Below are 25,630 nucleotides of genomic sequence, written 5' to 3' on the forward strand. Positions count from 1 at the left end.
TTCTCCTGCAGGGGCAGCAGCGCGGCCGCCGCATCCAGCAGCCGCTCAACGTCATCACCGTCGAGCAGGGCCCGTCCGAGACCGGTGAGCGCGCCGTCATCCACCAGCCCGAGCATCTCGGCCTCGCGCATCACCGCTGCGGTCACCACCTCCGCCTCCAGGGCCGAGGAGCACCAGATGCTCAGGTAGCTGAGCATCGAGTCGTCGCACAGCGGCGGCCGGTGCCCGTACGGGGCGAACGCGGTGGGAGAGCGGTAGTAGACGGCTGCGGTCAGGCCCTGGTCGGCGAGCGCGCCGTGTCCGTCGGGGATCTCGGCGAGCACTCGCAGCGCGGTGCGCCGGATCTGCCACGCTTCGCGCACCGTGGCGTGGCTGCTCAACGCGGTCACGGTCTGCTTGGGCCGGCTCGGGTCCGGGATGGCCACCAACGGCAGGGCGGTCAGGCCCAGGAGGGCGCGGCCGAGGTCGACGAGGCGCGCCGCGGGTTCCGCACGGTGCCATGCCTTCGCCTGCCGGGAAGGTGTCCACCTTCCGTGCTTCGTCTCGATCAGGTCCAGCTGAGCGGCCAGGTGCAACCACAGCCGGGCCTCTTCCTCGGGTACGTGCAGCAGCCGGCCAAGGCGGCGGACCTCCTTCACACTGATCCCGCCCTGCTTGAGCGCGGGCCAGGACGGCTCGGCGAAGACCTCCAGCAGCTTCTCCATCCACCGCAGCGCGGCCGCGGCCGCCACCCCCGCCGCGCCCTGGCCGGTCACCGGCCGCGCCTTCGGGACAGGCCGGGCAGAAAGGAGAGGAGCCCGCCCGGACGGCTTGGGGTCACGGTCCGTGCGGCGCCCCAGCGGTGCGCGGAACAGGTCGGCCGCGCCCGCATGGATCAGCACCCGATCGTCGTCCGGCCACGCCAGCAGCCGCGCCGTCAGGGACTTCAGGACCTCCTCGACCCGCTCGGCGCTCACCGCGTCCCCCACCCTGAGAAGCTCCTCCAGCGTCTTCCTCGGGCAGGAGAGGGGGCCGCGTCGGCCGAAGGACCGACCCGCCGCCACCGCCACCACTGCGGCCTCAAGCAGTTGGAGTTCGCCCTGGTCCAGCAGGTCGGCATCGGCGTGGACATTGCCGAGCAGCCGCACGGCGAGCTGGTGGAGCGTGCGGGGCCGCGGATTGGCGTACGCCTCCGGGTGCCTCGCCACCAGTTCCGCCCGCTCCTGCGGGCCCATCTCCACCAGACGCTCGCGCAGCGAGCCGACCATCGCATCCGTCACCCGCCGCATCCTGCCACCGCGCACCACCCCCGGGAGACCTCTGGCCAACGCCTTGCGGGAGGAGCCAGAGCGCGACAGTGACGGGGCGGGGCGCCTACGGTCCGCGCCCATGACCGATACCCCTTCCTCCACCGCACGTGGCGGCCGCCCCACGAAGCTCACCCCGAAGCGCGCCGACCACATCGTCAAAGTCGCCCGGGCCGGATTGACAGTCCGACTCACCGCGCACTACGCCGGGGTCAGCGAGCGCACCTACATGACGTGGATGGCACGGGGCCGCACAGCCACCGAGGCCCGGGAGGACGGGGAGCCGGCCTACCCGGTGGACACCCCGTACGTCCGGCTCTACGAGCGGGTGAGCGAGGCCCGGGCACACCTCGCTCTCAAAGCCCTGCTGCAGCTGGAGAAGAGGGCCGATGAGGGCGACACCCGCGCCATCATCTGGAAGCTGGACCGGCTCTACCGCGACGACTACGGCCAGCAGGGCACCGGGCTTCGGGACCCATGGAACGACGACGACGCTGACGAGTACTCCACCAGTCCCGACTTGAAGGCCCTCGCCGAACGCCTCCAACGCAACCTGCACGCCGTCCAGTACCCGCCTGAGGACGAGTAGGTTTCCGCGGTTTCCGCAGCGCCCGAGCCGTTCGTACGACTGGCTCGGGCGCTGACGGCGGCGCGGTGACCTCGACCACCGTGTCCCTTCTGGCAACATTTAGCCCGTCCGAGTACCCACCACCTGGGGAAGCCCACGGAGGAGTTCCACATGTCTCCCTCGCAACGCGCTGCAGTCGACACTGCTGCACGCCGTGCCAAAGTCATCTCGTTCTTCCAGCAGAAGGGCGGCGCCGGGAAGTCGACGGACGCCGTCAACGTCGCAGCGGTGATGGGCGAGAACAACCCGCCGGAGTCTCCGGACGCCCCGTGTCCTGTCGTGGCTGCCGGAATCGACTTGCAGGGCTCCCTGGAGAAGTGGGCCCGCAAGGTCCCCGAGGACCGCCTGCCGTTCGACTACCTGATCACCCGGGGCGAGCTCGGCAAGCTCCGCAAGCTGATTGAGGATCCCGACGTGCTGAGGGTCATCGTCGATACCCCCGGCTTCGCCGACATCGACCCAAACGCGGAGATCGACGCCATCGACCCGCTCGGGAAGGGCCCGGCAGCTGAGGCGATGCGCGAGGTCTTGGACCTGACCGACCTCGCCCTGGTGCCGATCGTGCCCGTGGAGACGCTCACGCACGACCCGGCGGAGTTCACCATCGAGCGCCTGCTCAAGCCCCGGAACATTCCTTTCCGGGTGGTCATCAACAACTGGGACTCGGGAACGGACCGCACCCGCGCTGACCTGCGCGAGATGCAGGAGTGGTGCACGAAGCGGGGCTACAAGTACATGTCGCAGCCGATCCGCCGGTACAAGCTCCACGCCCAGGCGCCGGCCAAGGGCCTGACCGTGATCCAGTATCCGGAGAGCGGGACCTCTCTCCGGGCCCGTGAGGATTTCTACAAGCTGGCTCTCGGCGTGGAAGGACTGATCTGATGGGCAGGCAGCGAGGCGCATCCGCCGTGGAGCGGTTCGAGTACAAGAGCGCCATCGACATGGCGAAGGCACTCAAGCCTCTTCGTCGGCCCCTCTCGACGCAGCCGGAGACCCTCACGTCGGACGAGCAGGGGATGCTCGCCGAGTGTGTCGCCGCCATCGACACCCTGCAGTGGGCGTTCTGGCTCGCGGGGAAGGCCCTGGAGAACATCCGGGAGGGCAAGCTCTACCGGGCCGAGGCCGCTTCCTTCGAGGAGTTCGTCTGGGAGCACTGGCGGATGAAGAAGGCGTACGCCAACAAGCTCATCCGGACCTGGCGGATCGCTGAAACGGTTTTCGAACTACTCTCGAACGAAGTGGCTCCAATTGGAGCCGGAACGAAGCCGACGGAGAAGAACGTCCGGGCCGAGCAGGCTCTCAAGACGTTGAACCAAGCCCAGGTGTGGGAGCTAGTCCCGGTCGCGGACACGTGGGATGTCGACGCCGCCGTCCTCGTCTACCGGACGACGGTCGATGTCGACGGCGTAGCCATCACGGCCAAGGTCCTTCAGGGGGCTGTCGAGTCGCTCCCGGGGGGCGACTTCGACGCCGAACAGGTCGCCGAACACGTACGGGCATACCTCGAGTCCCTCGGCGAGGACGACGCGGAGGACGACACCCCGGTCGACTTCACGGCACGCGTGCAGAAGGCCCTCCCCCGCCGCTGGGTGCAGCAGCTGGCCAAGAAAGACAGAGGGGCTGCCACCCGCTACCTCGACGAGCTGCAGGCACAGATCAACAAATGCCGAGAGGAGCTCGAGGTTCAGGCCGAACCCGAGAGCACTACCGCGGCCCCGGCCGTGCCGGAAGCACGCGTCGGCGAAGCGGCGGAGGGCAAGAAACCGGCCGCGGCCTGAGAGGCCCGAGACACAAAAGAGGCCCCGTCCACTGGACGGGGCCTCTTTACGCAGCAGCCAGCCGCTGCGTGGCCGGGGCCAGGGGAGCGATGTAGCCGGCGGGGTCTGCGGGGGTGCCGTCGTGGCACTCCAGGCAGCTGTTCAGGGAGGTCGGGAGAACGAAGAAGTACCTTCGGCCACAGGTGCTACAGGTCTGACGAGCAGCCATCGCCTTGTCGAGCGCGTACTCCTTGGCGAGGGTCATCGGCCGTACCGGCTTCGCCTTCGCGATCTCGTACAGCAGCCCGTTCTTCGGCCCACGGGTTTCCACCTCGGCGATCGGCGCCTGTCCGCCAGGGCGTAATTCCATTGCCCTGAGCTGACGTTTGGTCGCGTACCCCGACGGCGCGCACAGGCGCTTGAACACCGGGATCGTCGGCTCGGGTTCGTTGGGGGCGTAGGGGTCGACGTCGACCAGGTCCTCATCCTGGCCTGACATCACCGGCGCCGGGTGCCGGACAGCCGGCACGGGTAGCGGGGGCTGGGGATGGTCGGGCGCGGGCGGCCGATCCTGTGTCGGGGCCGGGGAATGAGCACGTTGAACCCTCCGTGTCGGTGGCGTGGACGTGGATGCGCCCGCCGCCCCGGGTGCGGGGCGGCGGGCGTGGGCTGAGCGTGTAGGCCGGTCGGCCTGCCCGGTCACCGGCTGCCGCCGCCCGGGTGCGGGCAGCGGCGGCCGGTGACCAGGCGGAGCGGCCGGAACGTTGGTCAGTGGCTGAGTGCTGCGGACAGAACGCCGAGGACGATGGCGGCCGCCGCAGCGATGGCGAAGGCGGCGAGGGCGGAGGCTCCCATCGGGCGCCCCATGCCCTTGGGGTCGCCGAGGTCGGCGAGGTTGTCGGCGATCCGCGAGTGCAGGGCGGCGAGCGGGCCCAGGGCGGCGTACCAGCGGCCGAGTCTGTCTATCTCGCCGGCGCTCTCGCCGTCGGGAAAGTGGCCGCCGTGGATGGCCTGGCGGTGGGCGGCGGCCTCGTCGTCGACTTCGTCCAGGCCGTGGGCCACCGGGGAAGTCGTCAGGCAGACGGGGCACCTGTACAGGTAGCGACGCACGAGTTCTTGGTCTCCTGTTGGTCGGGGCGAACTGGGCAGGACAGTGCGACGCCCCGCCCGGAAAGGTCACCGGGCGGGGCGCGGGGTCGAGCTTGGGGTTGGTGTGGCTGCGGCCTTCTACGCGTTCTCGCCGCGGGCCGTCTGGTGCAGGTCGCTCAGTTGCCGATCTTCCTGCGGACATCGGCAACCATGCGGAGGATCTCGTGTGCCATGTCGGCGATCGCCTGGAGCTGCCGGTCCACGTCCGCCGGGTCGTTCCCTGTGAAGGAGAACGAACGGTCGTCGCGGTTCGGCTTGGGGTCGGTGAACGAGAACGACACGGGCAGCTCCAGCCGGTTCAGATGTTCATGTGGTGTGCGCGCCGGATGGCGGCCTCCCACACGCTACGCACCTGCGCTCCGCTGTGGCGGTCGTTCCACAAGGGGATCGATTCCCACTGCTTTCCGTGCTGTTGGCGGGCTTCGTCCAGGAGGAGGTTCCCGGCGTCGCAGTAGGCGCCGTTGCGGGCGCCGGCTGCGGCGCGCAGCGCGCCGATCGAGCAGCGGGCGCCCTCGGGGCTGATGAGCGTGCCCTTAACCCAGCCGTTGGTGTCGAGGTAGGCGAGGGCGTCGGTGAGGGTCTTCTCGACGGCGCCGGTCTGGCGTACCGGCGGAGCGGGGAGCGTGAATCCGCTCGGCGCGGGAGCCGCCGGGGCGGGGGTGGTGGGTTCGGGGTTGGGGTCGAGGAGTTGGAATGCCTTGGCGTACAGGGCGGGGTCGATGTGGGTGAACTCGGCTTCGGTACGGGTGTTCATGCTGCCCTCCACAGGGTGTTCTCGTTGATTACCTCGTCGCGCCCTTTCAGTTCGGACAGGCGCGGCCTGACGTGTCTCACGGAAGTGCCCAGCTTCCGGGCGATGGTCTCGGCGGTCATCGGGCTGCTCCCGCTACGCAGGAGCTCGAGGATCCGCGGCTTGAGCAGTTCCCGGCCGTCCCCGCCGGCGGGGCCCGCGGAGATCGCGGGGTGCGCCTGGGCCTGCTGCGGCACGGCGGGCTGTCCCTGCTGCGCGGCAGAGGGACCTTGCTCCGCCCTGGCCAGGAGATCGGCGAGGCTGCCGATCAGGTTCTTGCCGCGCTGGTCGACCATCGGGGTGCGCATGATCGCCTCGCGGTGGCGCCAGGCCTCGCAGTCCTCGACCTCGACGGGCGGCAGGCTTCCGGCGAGGGAGACGGGCGAGACGTCCAGGTACAGGGAGCGGAACTGGACGGCCTGCGATCCGGGGGTCAGGAGGTAGCCGAGGCCGAAGGTGCCGTCCTCCGGCTTGGCGGCCGCTGTGGTGTCGAGGCCGGACATGTCCCGGACGGCGACCTTGGCGTACTGGCCCGGCCACTGCGGGGGGATCATCGACAGGTCGATGCCCTCCGCGCCCTCGACCGCGTTCACGCCGACCAGGGAGCCCTGGCCCTTGGCGCAGCGCAGGAAGACGGCGCCGCCGCCGATGAGGAGCTGGGAGCGGATGATGGTGGAGTTGCCGAGGTCTTCGGCGAGCGGGGTCTGGGTGGCCAGGATGACGCCGATCCCGCGCTTGAGGGAGCGGCGGGTGAGTTGCTCGACGATCGCCTTGGCCTCCAGGTGGTACTGGGAGGAGGCCAGCAGCAGCATGTGGGCTTCGTCGAGGATGAACTCGATCAGCGGGTCGGTGAAGGGGAACTTCGGGGAGCGGTAGCGGGATTCGCGGTCGAGCATGACCGCGTAGGCCAGGCGCAGGGCGCCCATCGCCTCGTCCAGGCCGTCCCCGCAGTGCGCGGCCAGGCCGGCTCCGGCGATGGTTCCGGCCTGCGGGGAGGCCAGGATCACCGCGATCCGGGACTTGTGGGCGGAGAGCAGGATCTGCTCCAGGATCCCGGACTTTCCGGAGCGGGAGCCGCCCACCAGGTAGAGGTGGCGGGCGCCGGAACCGGGCTGCGCGAGGGGGACAAGGGCGGCGTTCGCGTCGATGTAGGTGCCCAGGCGGACATAGCCGCGCGAGTCGATGGCGAGTTCGTCCACCACGTCGGAGAGCATCGTGCCGTGCATCAGCGCGTGTTCCTTCATCACGCGCACCCCCATCTGCGAGGGCTTGTCGGTGGGGGCCAGAGCGATCTGGATGCTGGTGAGGTGCAGGTTCGCGGCGAGGTCCTGGAGGTTGACGGTGCCGATCGCCTTGCGCTCGCGAGTCGCGATCCCTTCCCAGTCCAGCGGCCCGTCGTAGCGGGTGACGGTCAGGGTGGTGCCGGGCATCGCGCCGTCCGGAATGGCGACGTGCGCGGCCCACAGCTCCTCGGCCGTTGTGGGAACGCCGGCGGCGATCTGCGGCTGCTCCGGCGCCAGCCTCAGGTGCACGGTGACGGGCAGCGCGTTCGGCGCGTAGTGCTTGGGGTCGCCCATCTCGACCTGGGAGACGGGGATCTGGTAGACGGCGGCGATGTCCGCGGGCTTGACCCTCACCTGCTGGCCCTGGGGCAGGGTGATGATCCCGGTGAACGACATGTGCTCGTCCCCGACATCAAGGCCGAGGTGCGCGAGGACGGCCCCGGCCTGGATCAGCTTGCGGCCCTCGGTCTCGGTCGGGCCGGAGATGAACTCCATCCAGTAGGCCGTGATGACCTGCGCCTGCGAGCTCTGCCCCGCCCCGGCCGTAGCCGTGGTTGTGGCGGGGAGCGCGGGGAGGAGTTCGCCTGCGATGTTGCGGTGGTGGGCCAGGGCGGCCGCCCCGGCCGGGACGGCGAGCCCGAGGGCGAACAGCGGGTTCATGCCGCTGCTGAGGACCTGGTGGGCGGCGATGCCGCAGCCGGTGGCGGTGATCCCGCAGGCGATCAGCGAGCGCAGGGCGGGGGCGGAGGTTTTGATGGCCCACGCCCCCGCTCCGGCCGCGCCTGCTGCGATGGCGGACCAGGGGCCGGCGGTGAGGGATGCCACCGCGAGAGCGGCGGGCGCGTACTGGATGAACTGTGCTCGGGTCGGCCCCATGGTCCTCTCCTTACTGCTGGGTGTAGAAGGCGGCTTCGGCCATTTCGACGGGGGAGGTCTCCACGGCGTCGGCGATGCCGCCGTGGTCGGACTCGGTGGTGGTCTTCGCGTCGTCGGCGGCCGCGGCCGCGCTGTCGGCGGCGGCCGTGTACTCGCCGGCCGCTTCCTTCGCGCCGGTCATGGTGAGGGCGGCGTCGGCGAACTCGGCGGTGGTGGCCGCGTCCACGGCCAGCGCCTTCATCGTCTCGGCGGCGTCCAGCATCTGCTCGGCCGCGTCGTCGACCTCGGCGGCGAGCTTGGTGACGGTCTCGCCGTGGACGTGGACCTGGTGGGTGAGCCAGGCGAGCTTGACGCGCAGCGCCGCGTACGTCGCGGCGTCCAGGAGGGATTCGGTGACAGACATGAGGGCCTCTCCTTCTATCGGGCGTTGTAGAAGTCGCGCTCGGCGGGCTTGGTCAGCGGGGAGTCGGCCACAGCCTGGAAGATCGCGCCGTGGCGGACCTCGGCGTTCGCGGACGCGGTGCGGCAGGCTTCCTCGCCGCCCTGGATCTGGTCGTGGAGCTTCTTGGCGGCCGCGGCCTGGAGGGAGAGCTGCTCCTGCAGGAACACGCACCTGTCGATGAGGTTCGCGCCGACGCCCTTCTCCGTGATCTCGGCGATCAGCACGTCGCAGTCCGAAGCCAGCTTCGTGGACTCGTCCACGAGCTCCAGGCAGGTCTCCGAGCTTGTCTGGCACAAGGTGGCCGAACCTTCGGCGAGGTCGATGACCTGGGTGAGGGTCATGACCTCACCGCCGCTGTAGGTACGGGACTTTCCAGCGGCGGTGGTGACGTGGACGCCCTTGGCGTCGACGGTCGCGGTGTGCGGAACGGGCGGGTTGGGCTGCATCGCGGGGTCCTTCCTGATGGAGTCGGGCAGCGTGACCGTCGGCGGCGGGGGAACCGTGCCGGGCGGCGGGATGGTCGAACCCGGCGGCGGAGGGGCGGGGGGTGCGGCCGGCGGCGGAGGAGTCGGCGCCGTGGGCGGCGCGGTCGGAGTCGGCGGCGGCGCGGTCGGCGGCGGCGTGGGGGCCGTGGGCGGCGGCGGTGTGGGGGCCGTGGGCGGCGCCGAGGCGGTGGGAGGCGTGGTGGGCTTCGGCGGGATGGTGGTCCCCGAGAGCGGCTCGGAAGTCCCAGCGGGAGAGGTACCGGAAGACGAACCGGAGGCCTTGGCTCCCGGCTTCTTCAGATAGGCGGACCGCCACCCGTCCCGCAGGCCGCCAGCCCAGTGGGCACCCGCGAGAAGCCCGTAATGTGTTTTCGCCGCCGCGTTGTAGGGGGAATTCCGGAAGGTGTCCGGCGTCTTTTTCGGCGCCCACATTCCTTTCGGTTTAGGCGGGGGTTTCTTGATTCCCGCCTGCTCGTATTTGTCGTGCGTGTCGCCGACGCCGGTGAGGTAGGTGATGGCGAGAAGGATGAGAAGTTCCACGAGCCTCCTTCCGTGACGCTGTGTAGTTGTTACCGGTTACCGGTTACCGGTTACAGGCCCTGTGGACGCCGGTTCGGGCCGTCCACAGCGCGGTTCGGGGGACTTCTGGGGCCTGTAACCGGTAACCGGTAACCGCTTGAAGGTTGCCTAGCGTGACGTGCCGACGTTGGCGACCGTGGTGTTCGCCGTGTTGAAGACCGACTCGAGAGTTCCTCGGATCTCGTCACCGAACGGCGTGTAGGGCAGGAAAACCCCGGAGACGATCAGCATCAGGCAGACCGCCGTCTGCTTTCCCTTGGTCTTCTTGAAGGTGAAGAACAGCGCCCAGAGGAACAGGGCCAGGGCAAAGAACTGGAGCGTCATGTCATGCACCCTTCTCGAAGGTGAATCCCTTGTTGTTCGCGGAGACGGCAGCACTGGAACCGGAGGAGGAAATGGAGGGAGCGGAAGGCGCGGAGAGCTTCTTGTAGGCGAAGAGGCCGGCGCCGCCGACGAGGGCCACCCACAGCCAGGGGCTGGAGGTGATGGCGTCCCCGGCACTGCCGGTGGGCTCCTGCGCCCTGGGTGCCGTGCCGCCGAGGGTCGGGGCGGCGCAGCCGGGGATCCTGGCGATGTCGTACGAGGCGGCCTTGGCGACCGCCGCCGCCCGGATCTTCATGCACTCCAGGTAGACGGTCATCTCCCGCTCGTAGAGCGTCTTGGCCGTGGCTTCCTCGGTCTGGGCCCGCTGCTTGTCGGCCTCGACCTCCACCAGGGCGTTTGCCGCGTTCTCCTGGGCCCGGATGCGGTCCTGGGCGGCCTGCTCGCCCTGCATGTTGGTGACGGCAACGACCGTGCCGCACACCGCGAGGACGGCGATCGTGCCGCACACGGCGAGAGCTGCGGTGTTGCGGCGGACCCCGCCGAGCTTGACGGAGAACTTGGACGACGTGCTGGGCTTCTCCGTGGGGGTTTCAGGGTTCATGCGGTTGAACTCCTCGTCCCAGTCGATCCCGGACATTGCGGTTCCTCCTTCCAGTGCTGTGGATGCGGCCGTTGGCCGTTCAAGCCCGCCCCCGGCGTGCGTGCCGGGGGCGAGGTTCAGCGGTCAGAGCCAGGGGCGCTGTCGTCGGTGCGGGTTTCGGTGAGGGCCTGCGACAGCCACGACCGGGACCGGCCCAGGACGTTCTCGGCGTAGCCGGTGACGGTGAGGGACGGGTCGAGCGCGAGGGCTGAGCGGAACTTCGTGGCGGCCGCGGCGCGTTCGGCGCGGGCGGCCTCGGGGTCGTTCGAGGCGGCGCGGGCGGTGTCGCCGACGACGGTCGACACGACGCTGCGGCCGTCCTTCGCGGGGCTGACCGGGACCCTCTTGCGCGGTGTCGTCGGCCGGGGGGGCTTGGACACGCTGACCTTTACGTTCGCGGCGCCGACGACGCTGTCGCCGGTGTCGTCGGCTACGGCGCCGGTACGGCTGGAGCGGGTGGTGTGGACGGTCGTGCGGGGGTGTGCGGGTGGAGTGTCGTCGGCTGCGCCGGTCGGCTGCGCGGCGGCCCAGGTGACGACGTCGGCGACACTGCCCGAGGACCGCGCGAGGAGCTCGTCGAGGTCCGGCAGGGGAGCGTCGACGGGCACCATCAGGCGGGTACGGGCGAGCCGGATCCGAAGGGCGACCGGAACGTCGTCGGCTTTCGGGTAGCGGTCCTCGATCAGCGCGGCGAGGGTCGTGCGCTGCTCGCGCAGCACGAGCGCCTGCCGGTAACTGACGACCTCGCACAAGACCATCTCGCGCCACAGCCGGAACGTCTTCCACGGGGAGAGCAGCCAGGCCGAGCGCCGGATGCGGTCCATGTTCTCGCCGGCCGCGATCCCGGCCAGCTGAGCGACGGCGTGCTGCGCGGACTCGACCGCGACGACGAACAGGATCGGCAGGATCCCGTGGAGGCCGACGCCGACCGGGTCGTTCGGGACCAGCGTGTAGGCGGTTTCACCCGAGGCGGTCACCGTGCCCCAGGACCCGGCCGCGTTGAACGCGATCGTCAGCACGGTCAGCAGGTGCGCGGCCGGGCGCAGGAGCGGGGCCTGCAGCCGGAGCATCGCGAGCGCGAGGGCGAGCGCGAGGAACACGATGATCCCGGCGTCGACACCGATCGGGACCCACTTCGCGATCCCGGGCCTGATCCCGTGGTCGATGGCGAGGGCGCGTACCGCGTCGTAGGAACCGGCGAACCCGATCGTGCCGACCACAGCAGCGCCGATGACCGAGACACCCAGGAGGAGCCACAGCGGCCAGCGGGTACCGCCCGCCGGCCCTTCCCCGCCGTCCTGTTCCTCGGCGACGTTCTCGTCGGCGGCCGGGCTGGTCTCGCCCTCGGCCGCCTCGTCCCGGTTGTCGACGGACAGGGCCGGTTGCGGGGCGGGCGGGGCCGCCTGCGGCTCCTCCTCAACCGGGCCGGTGTCCTCGGCGAAGGCGGGGTCGGCCGGGATCGGGGCGTTGGTCAGCCGGTCGATGTCCGGCTGTTGGGCGACCAGGAGGGCCAGCTCCTGGTCGATGGTGTCGAGCATGCTCATGGGCGGGGGTCCTTCCTCGGGTCGGGGTGGTTCAGCTGGCCAGGGTCAGCGGGGCCGCGTCGGTGGGGGTGTCTCCGCCCTCTGCGGGCGCCTCGTCGCTCTCGCCGTCCTTGCGGGCGATGTCGACGACGTGCCGCCAGATCACGCGGGGCATGGCGTCCAGGCCGAGGAGTTCGCGGCGGGCGACCAGGAGCCGGGCGATCTGCTGGCGACGCTCGTCGTCGTCCAGCAGGTCGTCGATCAGAGCGGCCACCATGTCGAACGCGGCGAGGCGGACATCCCCGGCGAGGCGCTCGGCCTCCTCTCGGTCCGTAACGCAGTCGGCGGCCAGGCGCCGGTACGCGTCCTCCACCCGCTCGGTGTCGGCGGTTGCCGTCTTGGCGAAGCTGGTGGCGACCGCGGCGATGGTGGTGGCGGTGGCGGCGTCGTCGGCGGCCTGGGTGAGGAGGGCCAGGCGGGCGGTGGTGATCAGGCGGATCATCGGCGGGGCTCCTCGTCGGCGGTGGTGGATTCGGCGGCGTCCGCGTCGGCGGCGTTGAGGTAGCCCTCGATCGTGGCCTCGTCCCAGTCGGTGACCGGCCCGGGGTGGGCCAGGCGGAACACGGCGGTGTTGGTCATCACGCCGCCCTCCGCCCGTTGCCGGAGGCCGGGGCGGGGCTGGTGATGCGGACCGTGATCCGGCCCTCGCACATCGACCCCAGGGCCTCCACGGCGGTGGGGGAGGTCCAGCGGACGCCGGGGGCGTCGAACTGGCGGGCAAGGGAGGGGAGGAGGTGGCGGGTAGCGGCGGTGAGGGCGACCTCGGCGCCGATCGTCCCGGCCTCGACCGTCAGGACCAGGCGGACACCGAGGCGGGCGAGGTCGTTGACGCCCTCGACTACGAGGAGCACGTCGTTGATGGTGTCGGCCACGTCCTGGGCGGCACCTACGGCGTTGACGGGCAGGGTCGAGGTTTCGAAGGGAGTCGTCATGCCGCCCACCCCCGCATCAGGAGGTCGGCGGCGGCCGCGTACTCGTCGTCCTCGTAGTCGCGGCGGTTGTCCTCGTCGGTCATGTCGTCGATCAGGCCGCCGATCAGGTCGAGGTCGGCGTCGCTGATGAACCCGGCGTCGGCCATGTCGACCAGGGCGCACAGGCGGGTGTACTCGTCGATCTCGCTCTCGCCGCCGGCGGCGCCGCGGACCAGGTCGACGTCGAGGCCGAGGACCGCCGACAGCCCGATCCGGTCGATCGCGAAGAGGTGGGACTCGTCCGCCGGCTGCTGCGCGGCGGGGTGGATGTAGGAGAGGCTGTTGTCCATCGGTTCAACTCCTTGTACGAGGGGTTGTCCGTGCAGCGGCCCCGCCCCAGGTGTTCAAGCACCAGGGATTCGCGGGGCCGCTCCCCGTTGGCGGGGAAGGGCGTAGCTGGTGGCCTGATGGCCACAGCCGCGGCACCCCCGTGAGGGCGAGCGCCGGACTGAAGACATAGGGCTTGAGCTTGTGTTTCTTCGCCTTGTCACTCTGTGGAGTTCTTCTCGGTACACCAGCTCGGTACAGCTCCGAGGAGGTCTGGTGTCGCCGTTTTGGGCATGGAGGTGCCGTCCACAGCCGCATGGTTTTCAGCGACTGCGCTGGTACAAGAAGTGCTTTGACGTGCAGGTATAGCCCACTCAACCGATTCGGTTAAGGCTGCTTAACTTGCCGACACCGAAACCATAGGTCGACCCCAGTGAAGCGTCAAGCACCTTGAACAGTTACGGTTAAGTGCGCTAAACAGGACCCTACGAAGGGAGGCACGAATGGATCAGGAACAGCTTGATGCGGCTCTCGATGCCGCGTTGTCCCAGCTCAAGGAACTGACCGACCCTCTTGAGCGGGCCAAGACCGCCCACAGCCTTACCGGCTGGGTCCAGGACTACGGCAACGAGCTCCAGGTCGTCCGCAACGAAGCCATGAACGCCGCCCTCCGTACGGGCAACCTGAACAGCACCCAGTTGGCGACGGAGCTCGGCATCAGCAAGGCGCGTGTCAGCCAGCTGGCTAAGGGATCCCCGCCGGAGCGCCTGTTCCTGGGCTCGGGGACGGTCATCGTCGCCTTGGCGGAGAAGTTGGAAGCCGGCAAGGAGCACGCCGCCCAAGGCCCCGTGATCGCGACGCCTGACTTCCAGACGTACTCGAAGCTGAACGAACTTGCCCAAGAGGTCGGCCTCGCCTGCACCATGGAGCCGATCCCGGTAGGGGGCAACGTCCGCCTGAACAGGAACAACCTCGTCGTGATCTGCGGTCCCCGACTGTCTCCGCTCCTGGAACAGATCCTCGAAGGCGACCCTCATCTGCGATTCGCGAAGGACGCCGAGGGCTGGTACCTGACGGATCGGACCAGCGGGAAGACCTACCGCTCGCCCTCAGACAGCGGGGAGAACAGCGACGTCGCGTACTTCGGCCGGCTGCCACGCCCCGATGGTCAGGGGACTTTCCTCTACGTGGCTGGCATCCACGCCATCGGCTCCGGCGGTGTCATCCACTGGCTGACCAAGGAGCTGGCCAACGTCCATAGCGAGCTCAGGGCGAAGCGGTTCTCCACACTCATCTCCAGCCGCTTCGACCCGAAGACGGGGGAGATCCTCGAGAGCGAGCGCATCACCCCCTTCTACCGCCCAGAAGGGGCCTGACATGCAGATCACCACGGCGTCAGCCAAGGGCGTGGGGGACGAGAACGAGGACGGCGCATTCACAGGCCCCAGCGGTGTCGTGGTCCTCGACGGCCTGTCCGCGCCGAAGGACTTGCCGATGGCATGCCTCCACGGCACGCCCTGGTACGTCCGGCAGCTCGGTGCACGCCTGGTGGCGCTCATGGGTGACGAGGAACAGCCACTCGCCGAAGTACTTCGCACGGCGATCGGAGACGTCAACTCGATGCACAGCAGCACGTGCGCGCTGGACCAGGAGGCGGTGCCGGCCTCCACTGTGACCATGCTCCGCGAACGCCAGGGTGCCATCGACTACCTCGTGCTGTCGGACTCGGTCCTGCTGCTGGACACGAACGGGACGGTCCAGGCCGTGGCGGACACCAGCGTCGAAGCAGTTGCCGGGCCCGAGATGGCGGCCGCGCTAGCTGGGCCAGCGGGCACACCCGAACGGGCAGCCCGCGTCTCCGAGCTGGTGGCTGTGCAGCGTGGGCTGCGGAATCGCCCAGGTGGGTACTGGGTCGCGGCGACCAACCCGGACGCTGCCGATCACGCCATCACCGGCAGCGTCCCGACGGCAGAAGTACAGCGGGCCGCCCTGTTGTCCGACGGCGCCAGTCGACTCGCGGACCTCTTCCACCAGTTGTCGTGGGAAGAGCTGCTAGGCGTCTTGGAGTCCAAAGGACCGGCCGAACTGATCTCCAGGACCCGCGCCGCCGAAGAGTCCGATCCAGACGGCAGCCGCTGGGCTCGGTTCAAGGTCAGCGACGACGCGACCGCGGCCTACTTGCAGCTCGGTGCTCACCGACACTCCCAGGATTCGCCCAGTCGCCCCGATCGGTTCGGCGAGGGTGGATGATGGCCCCGCATCCGAGTAACCGCGCGCTTGCGCGGCGAAGCCGACGGACCCGAGAGGCCGGCATGTCACTGCCCACCGCGCAGCTGCTCCGCAGCCAGTTTTCGCCGCGGCTTCGACCCTCCGCTTCGCTACAGCAGACTGTTCACCAGTCGCTGCGTGACGTCTTCCGTCCCATCAGGCGGGCTTCTGGCACTGATGTGTTCCCGCTGGACGGATCTTTCGCTTGTGCGGAACCTGTCAGGCGGGAAAAGCGTTCTGACCTGCAAGGAAGCTGTTGCAGGATCGCCGGATGGCGACCTACGTACCACGACATCCCCGGTCAGCCCAACCGGGAGAAGGGCCAGACGATGGTCTTGCACGACCCGAGCCCGTAAACGGGCGATGGCCGCCCCCTGCGCTAACAGGGGAACGGCCATCTCACTGCTCACGACTCACCCCAGCACCTTCCACAGCCCCGGAACCTGAGTCGTATGTCGGCGGTAACGCCGGGCACCCCTGACCTCGGTCGAGGCCCGGCTACCGGTAGCAGGATAGCGGCCTTGTCTAGCTAACCGCAGCAACACAGCGGTTGACCTGGCCACCTGCGCTCCACCGACGTATGACTCCCTACCCCGATAGGGAGCCCGCACCACATGCACCACAAGACGCTCGCGACGACGGTCTCGCCGGGGGGTGTCCGCTTTGGCGGATACACCGGCGTGATGGACCCCGCGACGCTAAGCACCCCGGTCACGTACGACTCGGGCATGTTCTTTACCGACACCACCGCCGGCCGCTCGATCGCGGCCTCCATCGCCCTTCGGTTCACCTCGGGGGTGACCCGATGACGCAGCCGCAGATTCGCGAGACGTGGGCTAGGGCCATCGAGCCGGAGCCCTCGGTCACCATCACCGAGGAGACCTTCTTCGGGCACGGCTGGCAGCCGCTGACGCTCTCCGTGCTCCAGGCCCTGTGGTTCATGCCGCCGGGCGAGGAGTTTGACGTCCCCGAGCTCGTCGGCTGGTTCCGCGCCCTGGGGTGGAAGTCCGCGAACGGCAAGCCGCTGGGCGAGGACGCCGTGCGCCGGGAGCTCGCCCTGATCCGGAAGGCCGGCTACATCCGCACGTTCCGCGTCCGCCTCGAGGGCGGGCAGCTCGGCGGTGCCCGCTACGAGATCTCGAAGCGCCCGAAGCCGCCCCAGGAGCAGATCGAGTACATCCTCGGCGACACGACAAACGCGCAGGTCACACCTAACGCCTCCATTGAAGGGGTCAGGTCCGCACCTGATGCCTCCATTGGACAAAAGCGCAGGTCAGACCTGATGCCTCCAATGACCAGGTCAGGTGGTTCGCCTGCCCAGGTGGATGAGGCAAAAGCGCAGGTCACACCTGATGCCTCCAATGGCGGTTTCCCCCCCACACCCCCCCTGGTGGTGGTAACCACCACCCCCAACCCCCTCACGGACCCCAGTGAGCCCGCTCGCCTCGCGGACCCCGCTGCGCGGGGGGAGGCGGCGGCGGCATCGGAGTACGACACCGAGGCCCTCGCCGCTGCTGCGGAGTTCTTGCAGGAGCTGCCCGCACCGTTCGCGGTCGGACGACCGACGGCGAAGCGGTACGCACCGCTGCTGGTGGAGAGCACCCGGGCCCAGGGCTGGGAGCTGGACGACGCCCTGGCCGCCGAGCTGGTCAAGGGCCAGCGGCCGAACAACCCGCAGGCCGCGCTCAAGCCCCGGATCGAGAACCTGGTCCGCCGCCACCGTGCGGCTCGCACCGTGCCGAACCAGTCCCGCGCCTCTGAGCAGCCCGCCCTGGACCTGCCCGAGTACTGCGGGGACCTGGACTGCGACGAGCTCACCCGGATGCGGACCGTCGAGGACGAGCAGGGCTGGCGCACCACGGCGCTGTGCGACGAGTGCCACCCGGCCCGCGTCCGGCGCCCTGCCGCAGCCGGAGCCTGACACGAAGATCGCGTACGGCCGTCTGACGGCCTAAGCGATCACTGGATGCCCGGAAGGGCCCGAGGACCCCTCATCGACGCGCTGAGGGGTGCTCAGGCCCCTTCCAGGGCCCGCCTGAACACGCCAACGGCGGCCGGAAATCCTCGCCAGGCCCCGGCCGCCGCTCGAAAACTCCCAGAACGGAGCTCCACACGTGAGCATCGCAGACCTCGCCGACAACGCCGAGCCCGACTTCTTCCCCGACGAGCCGGCCATCGAGGACGGCGGCTTCGAGCGCACCCCGCCCAACGACGTCAACGCCGAGCAGTCCGCGCTCGGCGCGATGATGCTGGCCACCCGGGACGACGTCGCCCGAGTCATCGACGAGATCGCAGAAGAACTCCAGGGGCCCGAGGACTTCTACAAGCCCGCCCACGAAACGATCTACCGCGCGATCATGGACATGTACGCCACGAGCACCGCGGAGTCGCCGCAGATCGACCCGATCACCGTCGGCGCCGAACTCACCAGGCGCGGCGAGATCGCCAAGGTCGGCGGCGTCTCCTACCTGCACACCCTCGTCCAGACCGTGCCGACGGCGTTGAACGGCCCGCACTACGCGGCGATCGTCCGTGAACGGGCCGCGCTGCGCCAGGTCATCCAGGCCGGCACCCGCATGGTGGCGATGGCGTACGCCCAGACCCAGGACGCCGAGAAGATCGTCCAGGACGCGATGGGCCAGGTTCAGGCCGCCGCGACGAAGACCGTCGAGGCCGCACCGCTGCTGTCCGTCGCCGACCGCTGGGAAGGCTTCCTCGACGAACTCCAGGCCGGAGCCGACCCGAACGCCCTCGACACCCCGTGGGTCGACCTGAACGACGTGATCCAGCTCAAGCCCGGCCAGCTGATCACCGTGGGCGCCGCGACCGCCGGCGGCAAGTCCCTCTTCGGCATGAACCTCGCCTCCCACATCGCCCTCAAGCACAACAAGCCCGCCATGGTGGCCAGCATGGAGATGGGCGGCAGCGAGCTGATGGCCCGGCTCACCGCCGCCGAGGCCGGGATCAACCTCGACGCCCTGGTCCGCCGCAAGCTCACCGAACGCGACTGGGAGCGCATCGCCAAGGTCTCCGACCGGCTCTCCAACGCCCAGAACTTCGTCCTCGACGACTCGGCGAACCTGACGCTGTCGAAGATCCGCGCACGCATGCGGTGGATGACCGTCCGCGGCCACGCCCCGGCGATCGTCGTCGCCGACTACCTCCAGCTCATGACCCCCGAGGGCAGCAACAAGAACGCCAACCGTGCCCAGGAGGTCGCCGACATCAGCCGCGGCCTCAAGCTCATCGCCATGGAGTTCAAGGTCCCCGTGGTCGCCCTGGCGCAGTTCAACCGAGGCGCCGTCGGCCGCCGCCCCCTGGTCAGCGACTTCAAGGAGTCCTCGGCCATCGAGCAGGACAGCAACATCATCATCCTGCTCCACCGCGAGCTCGCCGAGGACGGCACGGACACCGGACCCAAGGCGGGCCAGGTCGAGGCCATCGTGGCCAAGAACAGGAACGGAGCCAGCGGCCGAATCGTGGACCTGGTCTTCCAGGGGCACATGGCCCGGCTTGCGTCCATGGGCCGATGACCTGACCTGCACGTTTCCCGATTTCCGGGGCGGCCCGTGCGGCCGCCCCGGACCCTGAGACCGGAGGAAACAGATGCTCACCACCGAGACCGTCCGCACGAACCCGACCCTCAGCGAGGACCAGGCGCTCCGCGTTGCCGAGCTGTGGACCATCGCCTACCCCGAGATGCGCGCCATCCTGGACCGGGTCATCAAGGCGCAGCGCGAGTTCGAGAAGCCGACCAGGGACGTGAAGGCGCTGGAGCAGGTCCGCCTGGAGCTCGGCCAGCTCGACCGGGGCACCTACCGAGGGTGCACCCGCGGCGGTCCGATGTTCAGCGTGCACGCCGCCCGCAGCGCCGTGCACGAGGTGCTGAACGTGACGTGGCTCGGGCACCCGGGCGCCGGCAACATCTACCGGCTGGCCGGTGAACTCGCCGACCTCGCGGCCGCCGCCAATGAGCGGATGCGCGCGGAGGACGAGGCCCGGCGTGCCGAGCGTGCCCAGGCCGCGCAGTCGCTCGACCGGGTCGGCCCGCAGAGGGCAGACTCGAAGGAGCAGTCGACCCAGGGAGCCTCCGCATGAGCGCGCAGCCGATTCACCCGCACGAGCCCGAGCGGCTGCCCCGTACGCAGAACGCCGTCGCCGCAGCCCTCCCGCCGGCGGACCGGATGGAGTTCTACCGCGAGATGGGCGAGGCGGACGAGACCGCGCTGCTGGGCGTCCTGCGTCGCTGGTGGATGCGGGCGAACCTGTACGCGAACCCGCTGCCGGAGGAGACCCGGACCGCCGTCGAGACGGGCCGTGCGCCCGGGCGGTCCGCCACGGCGGTGCTCCGCGAGGCCACCGCGGCCCGGGAGACGAGGGGCCGGTGAGCGATGACCACCTCGTCGAGCCAGACGGCGACGAAGACGGCCCCGACCGGATCAGCCTGTCGCCGGCCATCTACCCGCTGCTCGCCCCTAACGTCTCGGCGTCGGTGTTCTCCGCCGTCGTCAGCCTGCTCGTCGAACTCCGCGAGAACCCCGTGCCGCCGCTCGCCCAGCCGGTACCGGGCCAGCCGGGCTGGTACTCGACACCGCTGTCCCGGGACATCGGGCTCGCCGAGTACCACGTAGGCGACACCGGCCCCGGCGAGGACGGCCCGAACATCTACGTGGCCCGCATCGTCATCTCCGACGACTGGCCCGACTTCTGACCAGGCCGCGACGGTAGCTGTCCGGCCGTGCCACGGTGACGGCGGTGAAGAACAAGAAGGGCTCCGACACCACCGTGTCGGAGCCCTTCACCGCGTTCGAACGGATCGAACGAAGTGGCTCCGATTGGAGCCAGCCGGTCAGTCCTCGTACGGGTCGTACGGGCGCGGCCCTCGGTGCCGGCGGGCCCGGGCCAGCACCGACCGCGCCGAGTCGTAGCCCGGGTCACCGGTGCCGTCGAGCTCGTCAATCCAGTCCAGGCCGGAGCGGTCGAGGGCGTCCATGGCGCGGGTGACGGCGACGTACGCGAGCATCGCCTCGTCGCGGCGGACCTCGCCGGGGGAGCCGTCGGGGCGGTCCGCGGGCTTGGTGAAGTCGCCCGCGATCTGCACTGTCGACCACTCCCGGCCCTTGGCCTTGTGCGCGGTCGACAGGATCACGTCGGCCGCCTGCTCCGACACCAGCCGGTCCATCGCGGCCAGGACCTCCTTCGCGCCCTGGTCGTCGATGAGCCGGACGAACACCCGCAGGTCGGATCCGGAGCCCTCGGTGTGGACGTAGTCCTGCAGCTGGCCCCAGGTCTCGAACGCCAGCAGGTCCGGGTGCGACGTCGGGCGCCCGGCTTGCAGGTCGAGCGCGGCCTCGGCCAGGCCCTTGATCTGGCCGCCGCCGCCCACCAGCGCCGGCCGCTGCCCGTCTTCCAGCGCCGCCATCGCCCGGGCGACCGCCTTCGCGTTCGTCCGGCACAGCACCGCCCGCGGCGCCGCCACCGGGCCGACCACGGACCGCTTGTGCGGGTTGCCCACCAGCCGGATCCGCGTGCCGCCGACGTGGGCCAGCCACCGGTTCGCCTCCTCCGCGACCGCCGGGCCGAACCGCCACGACTGCTGGAGCAGCAGCCGGTGCTTGGCCGGCCACGTGGCCAGGGCGTCCACGGCGCCGCGCCACCCGTAGATGGCCTGAGCCGAGTCGCCCACCGCGATCCGCTGCGCCTTCTGCGCCTGCACCAGCTGCGCGATGACCGGGTTGGAGTCCTGCGCCTCGTCCAGGAGCACGAAGTCCGCGCCCAGATCCGGCTCCGTCAGCGCCCACATCTTGAGGTAGTAGTCGTGCGTAAAGCGGTGCTGCGAGCCGATCACCTGCGTCTGCTGCCAGAGCCGGCGGGCGTGGGGGGCGATCTCGTGGCGCAGCGCCCGCATCGCTGCGGCCGGAACGCCCTCGAGGGCGGGCACGTGCTCGGCCTGGACCTCGGCGTCCGCCGAGTGTGCGAACTGGTCGACGGCCTCCGAGGCCAGCCGAGCCAGCTGGACCGGCGAGAGCATCAGCTTTTTCGTCACCCGCAGCGGCTCGACGATCCGCAGCAGCTCCGCCGTCCGCTTCGCCGGCACCCGCATGTTCGTACGCGCCTGGTAGTCCCGGCCGACCGCGTGCCAGGCCAGCGAGTGCGCCGTACGGCAGTCGACGTGCCTGGGGAACTTCCTCGCCGCGTCCTGCGCGATGGCCCGGTTGTACGCCAGGTAGATGCCGCGGCCGCGCATCACCGAGGCCGCCATCTGCAGCGTCGTCGTCTTGCCCGACCCGGCCCCGGCCTCGACGACCAGGTCGTCGCCGGTCGTGCACGCGTCGATGATGTCCTGCTGCTCACCGGTCGGAGAGAGCCCGGCGAACGTCACCCCGGCCTTCCGTGACGGTGCCGCCGCCGGGGGAGGGTCCTGCGTCACCGGCGCGGGTGTGACGATTCGCGCTGCCTCTTCCTGCCGCTTGGCGACCGCGGCCGGTCGCGCGGCCACGAGGCCCAGGCGCCGGTCGACCGCAGCGACGCCCATCGCGCCGTACATCGCGTTCAACGCCGTCCGGGCGGTGCGGGCCTGACGGGTCACCTCCCGCAGCTCCTCGTCGCCCAGAGCGAGCAGGCGCAGCAGCTCACCCGCCGCCAATGGATCCAACGCCTCGACGGCCTCCGTCGCCTGCTGCCGCAGCTCCTCGGTGTCACCCCGCGACCGCTCCCGAAGCGCCCGCATCCGACAGGTGCTGTTGCAGTACCGCCGCAGCCGGCCACCGCGCCGATGCGTCAGCACCGCACCGCACCCGGCCGCCTCGCAGACCGTCGCCGCCGTCGTCATCTCCCACGCCCTTCCCGTCCCAGAAAATCCGTCACACACGGGGAGTGTGACGATCCCGAGAGGGCTCTACAAGGGGAACGCGGCAAGATTCAGCATAACGGCTGAATCCCACCGCCCACCCGCTCTGACCTGCGCCTATAGAGGGCCGTTCAACCTTGCCAGATAACCCGCAGAGCCTATCGCGGGCGCCTCGTGAAGGCTTCTGGGCGTGGAGTCTTCCGGGGTCTTGACCGCTGTACCGCAGGCGCGGCACCGTCGTCTGCAACTGTGCGCAACCGGCTCGCTCAGGAGGCGATCATGGCGCTACTTTTCTTCGGAACGGACCCCAACTCGGGTGGAGGGAACTGTCCGGCGGTCTGGGTGGACACCGACACCCCGGTGGGCCCGGAACTGGTGCTGCAGGGCAAGGTCGCCGACGCGGTGACACGGGCCGCCTGCGGCCACGACAGTCCGCCGGCGGACGACGAGGCGATCATCCGCATCCCGGTCAGCATGGTGGACCAGATCAGGAAGGCGTGCGATGCCGCAGAAGCCGCCGGCGCCCAGCTTTGAGGAACTCCTCGACTCCGCCCGCGAGCACGCCTTTCACCTGGAGCTCCGCGACGTCTACGCGGTGGGGGAGGAGCGCGAGGTCTACGACGACTTCCTGCGGGACGGCAGCGTGCCCGCCGACGACTCGGCGTACTGGAGCGGCTGGCTGCCCCTGGTGAAGCGCACCGTTGCCCGCGGGGTGAAGGTGCGCCGGGCGCGCATCGTGTCCGAGCCCGTCACCGACTACGTCCGCTTCGAGCACGCCATCACCGACGCCAACCTCCGCGCCGGCGAAGAGGTCCGCTGGCTCGGCCGCCGCCACGCATCGACCCTCGCGCTGCCCGGCAACGACTTCTGGCTCATCGACGACCAGGTCGTGCGCTGGAACATCTTCTCCGGCGACGGCCAGGCCCTGGAGCCCGACCACACCGAAGACCCGCAGGCCATCAAGCTCTGCACCGAGGCGTTCCGCACGGTGTGGGACCTGGCCACCCCGCACGCCGACTACCGCATCTGACCGACGCACCAAAGGGTCCGCCACCTCATGACGACCGTGTCCCCGTCCTCGGCCGCGCAGGCCGCCCGCGTCGCGCTCGCCCGGCGTCTGGTGGGACTGCGCAAGGACGCCGGCCTGAGGGCGTTCGAGGTGGCGGCCCTGTGCGGCTGGCACAAGTCGAAGGCGTCCCGCATCGAGAACTGCCGCACCCTGCCCTCGGACGCCGACATCCGCGCCTGGTGCCGGGCGTGCGACGCCGACGAGGACTCCGAGGACCTCATCGCCGCATCCCGCACGGCGGACGAGATGTACCAGGAGTGGCGTCGCCTCCACCGCGGCGGCATCAAAGCCTTCCAGGAGTCCGTGGTCCCGCTCTACCAGCGCACCCGCGTCTTCCGCGTCTACTGCTCCAACGTCGTCCCCGGCCTGCTCCAGACCCACCCCTACGCCACCGCCCTGCTCTCCTCCATCAGCACCTTCCAGGGCACCCCCAACGACGCCGCCGATGCCGCGACCGCCCGCCTGGACCGCTCCCGCGTCATCTACGAGGGCAACCACCGCTTCGTGCTCCTCGCCGAGGAAGCCGTCCTGCGCTACAAGATCGGCAGCCCCGAAGTGATGGCCGGACAGCTGGGCAAGCTCCTCGAGCTGATGTCCCTGCCCTCCGTCGCCCTCGGGATCATCCCGATCACCGCGCCGCGCGCCATCTGGCCGCTGGAGACGTTCATGGTCTTCGACCACGAACGCGTCCTCGTCGAGACCCTGTCCGCCGAGATCGCCATCACCCGCCCCTCCGAGATCGCGGTCTACGCCAAGGCGTTCGGAGAACTCCAGCAGCTGGCCGTCTTCGGCCCGCCGGCCCGCGCCCTGATCCGGGCGGCGATCGAAGCACTCGGGTGACCGGCAGCAACTTCGTGCAACTTCCTTGAGAGGGCCCCTGCGACCTCTCTAGCGTCGACGTGTCGGCACCCGGCGGCTCACGACGCGAACGAGGCCCTGATGAGCGCACACCTGGCCCTGCACGACCCCGAGGGACACCTCGAAGGCGAACTTCCCCTCGACCGCGTGCCCCACGAGTGTCTGGTCAAGGCCGTCCTCGGCTGGACCGGCGACCCCGGCCTACGCCCGGCGGACGTCCAGCAGATCGCGCTCCAGCTGACCGGTGCCGCCCGGGCGGTGGCCGGCGACGTCCGACGCGCAGCAGACCGGCTCCCCGCCGATCACCCGGCCCGCGCCCTCGCCGACGTCGTCCTCGCCGAAGCCGAGCGCCGCCTGTCGGCCACCCTGCAGGGCACCGTCCACTGCGCCCAAGGCCGCGCCCTCCTCGTCCGCGCCCTCTACGAGCGCCTGGACCGCCTCGCCGAACCCGCCGCACGGCCCGTCAGGGCCCTCTGAGCCGCCGCGCACCCGGGCGAGGCCACGGCCCCCGCGTGCGCGGCGTCGAACAGCACCACCGCCGGCCCACCGGGGGCCACCGCGCGCACCATCAACACCGAGAGGGGCACCACCATGACCACCGTCATCCAGCCCGAGCACGTCGCCGCCCGGGCACGGGAGATCCTCGCCGTCTGGGAGGCCGACCCCGAGTTCGGCCGCCTGTGGCAGAGCTGCGCGAAGTACAACTCGGACTGGACCGACTGCTACGGCTACACCGTCATCGACCGCTACGACGCCCTCGCCGACGCCCCGGCCCTGTTCATCGAGACGATGCGGGCCATGGCGCTGAAGTCCGCGATGTACGAGCTGACCGGCCTCGACGAGAAGGCCGCCGAGCTCGCTCTGCCGGTGCCCGTGGACGTCATGTCGCACGCCCTGATCGCGCAGTTCACCGTCATGTCCCGGATCCAGCGGCGCACCGGCATCCTCTTCGTCCACGCCACCGACATGGAGGACGGGATGTCCGGCGGCACCTGGGTCTACGGCGACTTCACCCACCAGTGCTACCGCGCCGCCTTCGGCCCGGTGAACGAACGGTTCTGGATCGACGCGCCCGAGACCGAGCGCCGCCGCCAGCTCCTCGACGTCCTCTACGCCCAGATCGGCATCACCGAGCGAGGAAAGAAGGCAACCATCGCCGGCCTCGTCGCGGCGTAGCCTCCGGCTCAGCCGACGGCAGCGGCTTCGGCGGCGGCGCGATCCGGTCCGGCTCCACCCCGATCTTGTGCGGGTGCACGCAGGCCGGGGTGCCGTCGGCGGTGTACCGCCATCCGTCGGCCGGGTCGAACGGGCACTCCCAGGACGGTCGGTCGTAGACCACGAACGCCTCGCGCGGCAACCTCTTCGACGGGCAGATGCCGCACGCCGGATGGTCCTCGCCCTGGGCAAAAGGCTCGTTCATGACGGCACGTTAGCGCGCCGCCGCAGCGCCTCGGACCACAACGCAGAAGCCGCCCCGACGGGATGTGTCGGGGCGGCTTCGGGCGCTGACGCCCTGGTGGTCTAC

Annotated in this window: 34 protein-coding genes; 17 read left to right on the forward strand and 17 right to left on the reverse strand. The window is 70.1% G+C overall.

Annotation, left to right across the window (positions count from 1 at the left end; all coding sequences use genetic code 11):
* A partial coding sequence (locus tag OTB19_RS34720) for a hypothetical protein (RefSeq protein WP_420716971.1) occupies positions 1–1,259 on the reverse strand: 1,259 nt, incomplete at its 3' end.
* A gap of 109 nt (positions 1,260–1,368) precedes the next feature.
* Between OTB19_RS34720 and OTB19_RS34725 the strand changes: the two genes are divergently transcribed.
* The 3 genes from OTB19_RS34725 to OTB19_RS34735 all read left to right on the forward strand — a co-directional run bounded on the left by OTB19_RS34725 (position 1,369) and on the right by OTB19_RS34735 (position 3,692).
* The gene (locus OTB19_RS34725; RefSeq protein ID WP_267802715.1) at positions 1,369–1,875 is read left to right on the forward strand and encodes a hypothetical protein; all 507 of its coding nucleotides are present in this window, start codon (positions 1,369–1,371) and stop codon (positions 1,873–1,875) included.
* A 150-nt stretch (positions 1,876–2,025) separates the two neighbouring features.
* Positions 2,026–2,796, forward strand: a complete 771-nt coding sequence (locus OTB19_RS34730) for a ParA family protein (RefSeq protein ID WP_267802716.1) — start codon at positions 2,026–2,028, stop codon at positions 2,794–2,796.
* A gap of 26 nt (positions 2,797–2,822) precedes the next feature.
* Positions 2,823–3,692, forward strand: a complete 870-nt coding sequence (locus OTB19_RS34735; RefSeq protein WP_267802717.1) for a hypothetical protein — start codon at positions 2,823–2,825, stop codon at positions 3,690–3,692.
* 46 nt (positions 3,693–3,738) lie between these two features.
* Here OTB19_RS34735 and OTB19_RS34740 read toward each other — a convergent pair whose 3' ends face one another.
* The 7 genes from OTB19_RS34740 to OTB19_RS34770 form a co-directional block, all read right to left on the reverse strand.
* Positions 3,739–4,170 carry an RRQRL motif-containing zinc-binding protein gene (locus tag OTB19_RS34740; RefSeq protein ID WP_267802718.1) on the reverse strand — a complete coding sequence of 144 codons (432 nt, stop codon included), beginning with the start codon at positions 4,168–4,170 and terminating at the stop codon, positions 3,739–3,741.
* A gap of 269 nt (positions 4,171–4,439) precedes the next feature.
* Positions 4,440–4,781 carry a hypothetical protein gene (locus tag OTB19_RS34745; protein ID WP_267802719.1) on the reverse strand — a complete coding sequence of 114 codons (342 nt, stop codon included), beginning with the start codon at positions 4,779–4,781 and terminating at the stop codon, positions 4,440–4,442.
* A gap of 155 nt (positions 4,782–4,936) precedes the next feature.
* Positions 4,937–5,101, reverse strand: coding sequence for a hypothetical protein (locus tag OTB19_RS34750; protein WP_267802720.1), 165 nt, complete (start codon positions 5,099–5,101; stop codon positions 4,937–4,939).
* 17 nt (positions 5,102–5,118) lie between these two features.
* Positions 5,119–5,574 (reverse strand): DUF6197 family protein, encoded by a 456-nt coding sequence (locus OTB19_RS34755; RefSeq protein ID WP_267802721.1) that lies wholly within the window; start codon positions 5,572–5,574, stop codon positions 5,119–5,121.
* Positions 5,571–7,769 (reverse strand): hypothetical protein, encoded by a 2,199-nt coding sequence (locus OTB19_RS34760; protein WP_267802722.1) that lies wholly within the window; start codon positions 7,767–7,769, stop codon positions 5,571–5,573. The genes OTB19_RS34755 and OTB19_RS34760 overlap by 4 nt, the downstream gene beginning before the upstream one ends.
* A 10-nt stretch (positions 7,770–7,779) precedes the next feature.
* Positions 7,780–8,172, reverse strand: coding sequence for a hypothetical protein (locus OTB19_RS34765; protein WP_267802723.1), 393 nt, complete (start codon positions 8,170–8,172; stop codon positions 7,780–7,782).
* Positions 8,173–8,186: 14 nt separating this feature from the next.
* On the reverse strand, positions 8,187–8,657 hold the full coding sequence (locus OTB19_RS34770; protein ID WP_267802724.1) for a hypothetical protein: 471 nt from the start codon (positions 8,655–8,657) through the stop codon (positions 8,187–8,189).
* 16 nt (positions 8,658–8,673) lie between these two features.
* Here OTB19_RS34770 and OTB19_RS34775 point away from each other — a divergent pair, with 16 nt between their 5' ends.
* Positions 8,674–9,000: a hypothetical protein gene (locus OTB19_RS34775; RefSeq protein WP_267802725.1), complete on the forward strand. Its 327-nt coding sequence runs from the start codon at positions 8,674–8,676 to the stop codon at positions 8,998–9,000.
* Between the two features lie 383 nt (positions 9,001–9,383).
* Here OTB19_RS34775 and OTB19_RS34780 read toward each other — a convergent pair whose 3' ends face one another.
* The 7 genes from OTB19_RS34780 to OTB19_RS34810 form a co-directional block, all read right to left on the reverse strand.
* A complete protein-coding gene (locus OTB19_RS34780) occupies positions 9,384–9,599 on the reverse strand; it encodes a hypothetical protein (protein WP_267802726.1) in 216 nt (71 codons plus the stop codon).
* Between the two features lies 1 nt (position 9,600).
* Positions 9,601–10,236: a hypothetical protein gene (locus OTB19_RS34785; RefSeq protein WP_267802727.1), complete on the reverse strand. Its 636-nt coding sequence runs from the start codon at positions 10,234–10,236 to the stop codon at positions 9,601–9,603.
* 80 nt (positions 10,237–10,316) lie between these two features.
* Entirely contained in the window at positions 10,317–11,783 is a 1,467-nt protein-coding gene (locus OTB19_RS34790; protein WP_267802728.1) for a DUF2637 domain-containing protein, read from the reverse strand.
* A 31-nt stretch (positions 11,784–11,814) separates the two neighbouring features.
* Entirely contained in the window at positions 11,815–12,264 is a 450-nt protein-coding gene (locus OTB19_RS34795; protein ID WP_267802729.1) for a hypothetical protein, read from the reverse strand.
* Entirely contained in the window at positions 12,261–12,401 is a 141-nt protein-coding gene (locus OTB19_RS34800) for a hypothetical protein (protein WP_267802730.1), read from the reverse strand. Before OTB19_RS34800 ends, OTB19_RS34795 begins: the two co-directional genes overlap by 4 nt.
* The gene (locus OTB19_RS34805) at positions 12,401–12,754 is read right to left on the reverse strand and encodes a hypothetical protein (protein WP_267802731.1); all 354 of its coding nucleotides are present in this window, start codon (positions 12,752–12,754) and stop codon (positions 12,401–12,403) included. Before OTB19_RS34805 ends, OTB19_RS34800 begins: the two co-directional genes overlap by 1 nt.
* Complete coding sequence (locus tag OTB19_RS34810; protein ID WP_267802732.1) at positions 12,751–13,083, reverse strand: hypothetical protein; 333 nt, start codon at positions 13,081–13,083, stop codon at positions 12,751–12,753. The genes OTB19_RS34805 and OTB19_RS34810 overlap by 4 nt, the downstream gene beginning before the upstream one ends.
* Before the next feature lie 480 nt (positions 13,084–13,563).
* Here OTB19_RS34810 and OTB19_RS34815 point away from each other — a divergent pair, with 480 nt between their 5' ends.
* The 8 genes from OTB19_RS34815 to OTB19_RS34850 all read left to right on the forward strand — a co-directional run bounded on the left by OTB19_RS34815 (position 13,564) and on the right by OTB19_RS34850 (position 20,039).
* A complete protein-coding gene (locus OTB19_RS34815) occupies positions 13,564–14,436 on the forward strand; it encodes a sigma-70 family RNA polymerase sigma factor (protein ID WP_267802733.1) in 873 nt (290 codons plus the stop codon).
* Position 14,437: 1 nt separating this feature from the next.
* Positions 14,438–15,310 (forward strand): integrase, encoded by an 873-nt coding sequence (locus tag OTB19_RS34820; RefSeq protein WP_267802734.1) that lies wholly within the window; start codon positions 14,438–14,440, stop codon positions 15,308–15,310.
* Between the two features lie 632 nt (positions 15,311–15,942).
* Positions 15,943–16,137, forward strand: a complete 195-nt coding sequence (locus OTB19_RS34825; RefSeq protein WP_267802735.1) for a hypothetical protein — start codon at positions 15,943–15,945, stop codon at positions 16,135–16,137.
* On the forward strand, positions 16,134–17,249 hold the full coding sequence (locus OTB19_RS34830; RefSeq protein WP_267802736.1) for a hypothetical protein: 1,116 nt from the start codon (positions 16,134–16,136) through the stop codon (positions 17,247–17,249). Before OTB19_RS34825 ends, OTB19_RS34830 begins: the two co-directional genes overlap by 4 nt.
* Before the next feature lie 193 nt (positions 17,250–17,442).
* On the forward strand, positions 17,443–18,861 hold the full coding sequence (locus OTB19_RS34835) for a replicative DNA helicase (protein WP_267802737.1): 1,419 nt from the start codon (positions 17,443–17,445) through the stop codon (positions 18,859–18,861).
* A gap of 73 nt (positions 18,862–18,934) precedes the next feature.
* Positions 18,935–19,426 (forward strand): hypothetical protein, encoded by a 492-nt coding sequence (locus OTB19_RS34840; protein WP_267802738.1) that lies wholly within the window; start codon positions 18,935–18,937, stop codon positions 19,424–19,426.
* Positions 19,423–19,716, forward strand: coding sequence for a hypothetical protein (locus OTB19_RS34845; RefSeq protein ID WP_267802739.1), 294 nt, complete (start codon positions 19,423–19,425; stop codon positions 19,714–19,716). Before OTB19_RS34840 ends, OTB19_RS34845 begins: the two co-directional genes overlap by 4 nt.
* Positions 19,713–20,039, forward strand: a complete 327-nt coding sequence (locus tag OTB19_RS34850; RefSeq protein ID WP_267802740.1) for a hypothetical protein — start codon at positions 19,713–19,715, stop codon at positions 20,037–20,039. Before OTB19_RS34845 ends, OTB19_RS34850 begins: the two co-directional genes overlap by 4 nt.
* 138 nt (positions 20,040–20,177) lie before the next feature.
* Here OTB19_RS34850 and OTB19_RS34855 read toward each other — a convergent pair whose 3' ends face one another.
* Positions 20,178–22,160: a UvrD-helicase domain-containing protein gene (locus OTB19_RS34855; protein ID WP_267802741.1), complete on the reverse strand. Its 1,983-nt coding sequence runs from the start codon at positions 22,158–22,160 to the stop codon at positions 20,178–20,180.
* A gap of 297 nt (positions 22,161–22,457) precedes the next feature.
* Here OTB19_RS34855 and OTB19_RS34860 point away from each other — a divergent pair, with 297 nt between their 5' ends.
* From OTB19_RS34860 to OTB19_RS34880, 5 genes are all read left to right on the forward strand, one after another.
* On the forward strand, positions 22,458–22,712 hold the full coding sequence (locus OTB19_RS34860) for a hypothetical protein (protein ID WP_267802742.1): 255 nt from the start codon (positions 22,458–22,460) through the stop codon (positions 22,710–22,712).
* Positions 22,681–23,208, forward strand: a complete 528-nt coding sequence (locus OTB19_RS34865; protein WP_267802743.1) for a DUF6879 family protein — start codon at positions 22,681–22,683, stop codon at positions 23,206–23,208. The genes OTB19_RS34860 and OTB19_RS34865 overlap by 32 nt, the downstream gene beginning before the upstream one ends.
* Positions 23,209–23,235: 27 nt before the next feature.
* The gene (locus OTB19_RS34870; RefSeq protein ID WP_267802744.1) at positions 23,236–24,087 is read left to right on the forward strand and encodes a helix-turn-helix domain-containing protein; all 852 of its coding nucleotides are present in this window, start codon (positions 23,236–23,238) and stop codon (positions 24,085–24,087) included.
* 99 nt (positions 24,088–24,186) lie between these two features.
* On the forward strand, positions 24,187–24,582 hold the full coding sequence (locus OTB19_RS34875) for a DUF6415 family natural product biosynthesis protein (RefSeq protein WP_267802745.1): 396 nt from the start codon (positions 24,187–24,189) through the stop codon (positions 24,580–24,582).
* Positions 24,583–24,696: 114 nt separating this feature from the next.
* Positions 24,697–25,281: a hypothetical protein gene (locus tag OTB19_RS34880; protein ID WP_267802746.1), complete on the forward strand. Its 585-nt coding sequence runs from the start codon at positions 24,697–24,699 to the stop codon at positions 25,279–25,281.
* On the opposite strand, the gene OTB19_RS34885 is transcribed toward OTB19_RS34880, so the two are convergent.
* Positions 25,232–25,525: a hypothetical protein gene (locus OTB19_RS34885; protein WP_267802747.1), complete on the reverse strand. Its 294-nt coding sequence runs from the start codon at positions 25,523–25,525 to the stop codon at positions 25,232–25,234. The two genes, OTB19_RS34880 and OTB19_RS34885, sit on opposite strands and share 50 nt — an antisense overlap.
* Positions 25,526–25,630: the final 105 nt, after the last annotated feature.

The sequence above is a fragment of the Streptomyces sp. H27-H5 genome (assembly GCF_026627505.1).
Classification (GTDB): Bacteria; Actinomycetota; Actinomycetes; order Streptomycetales; family Streptomycetaceae; genus Streptomyces.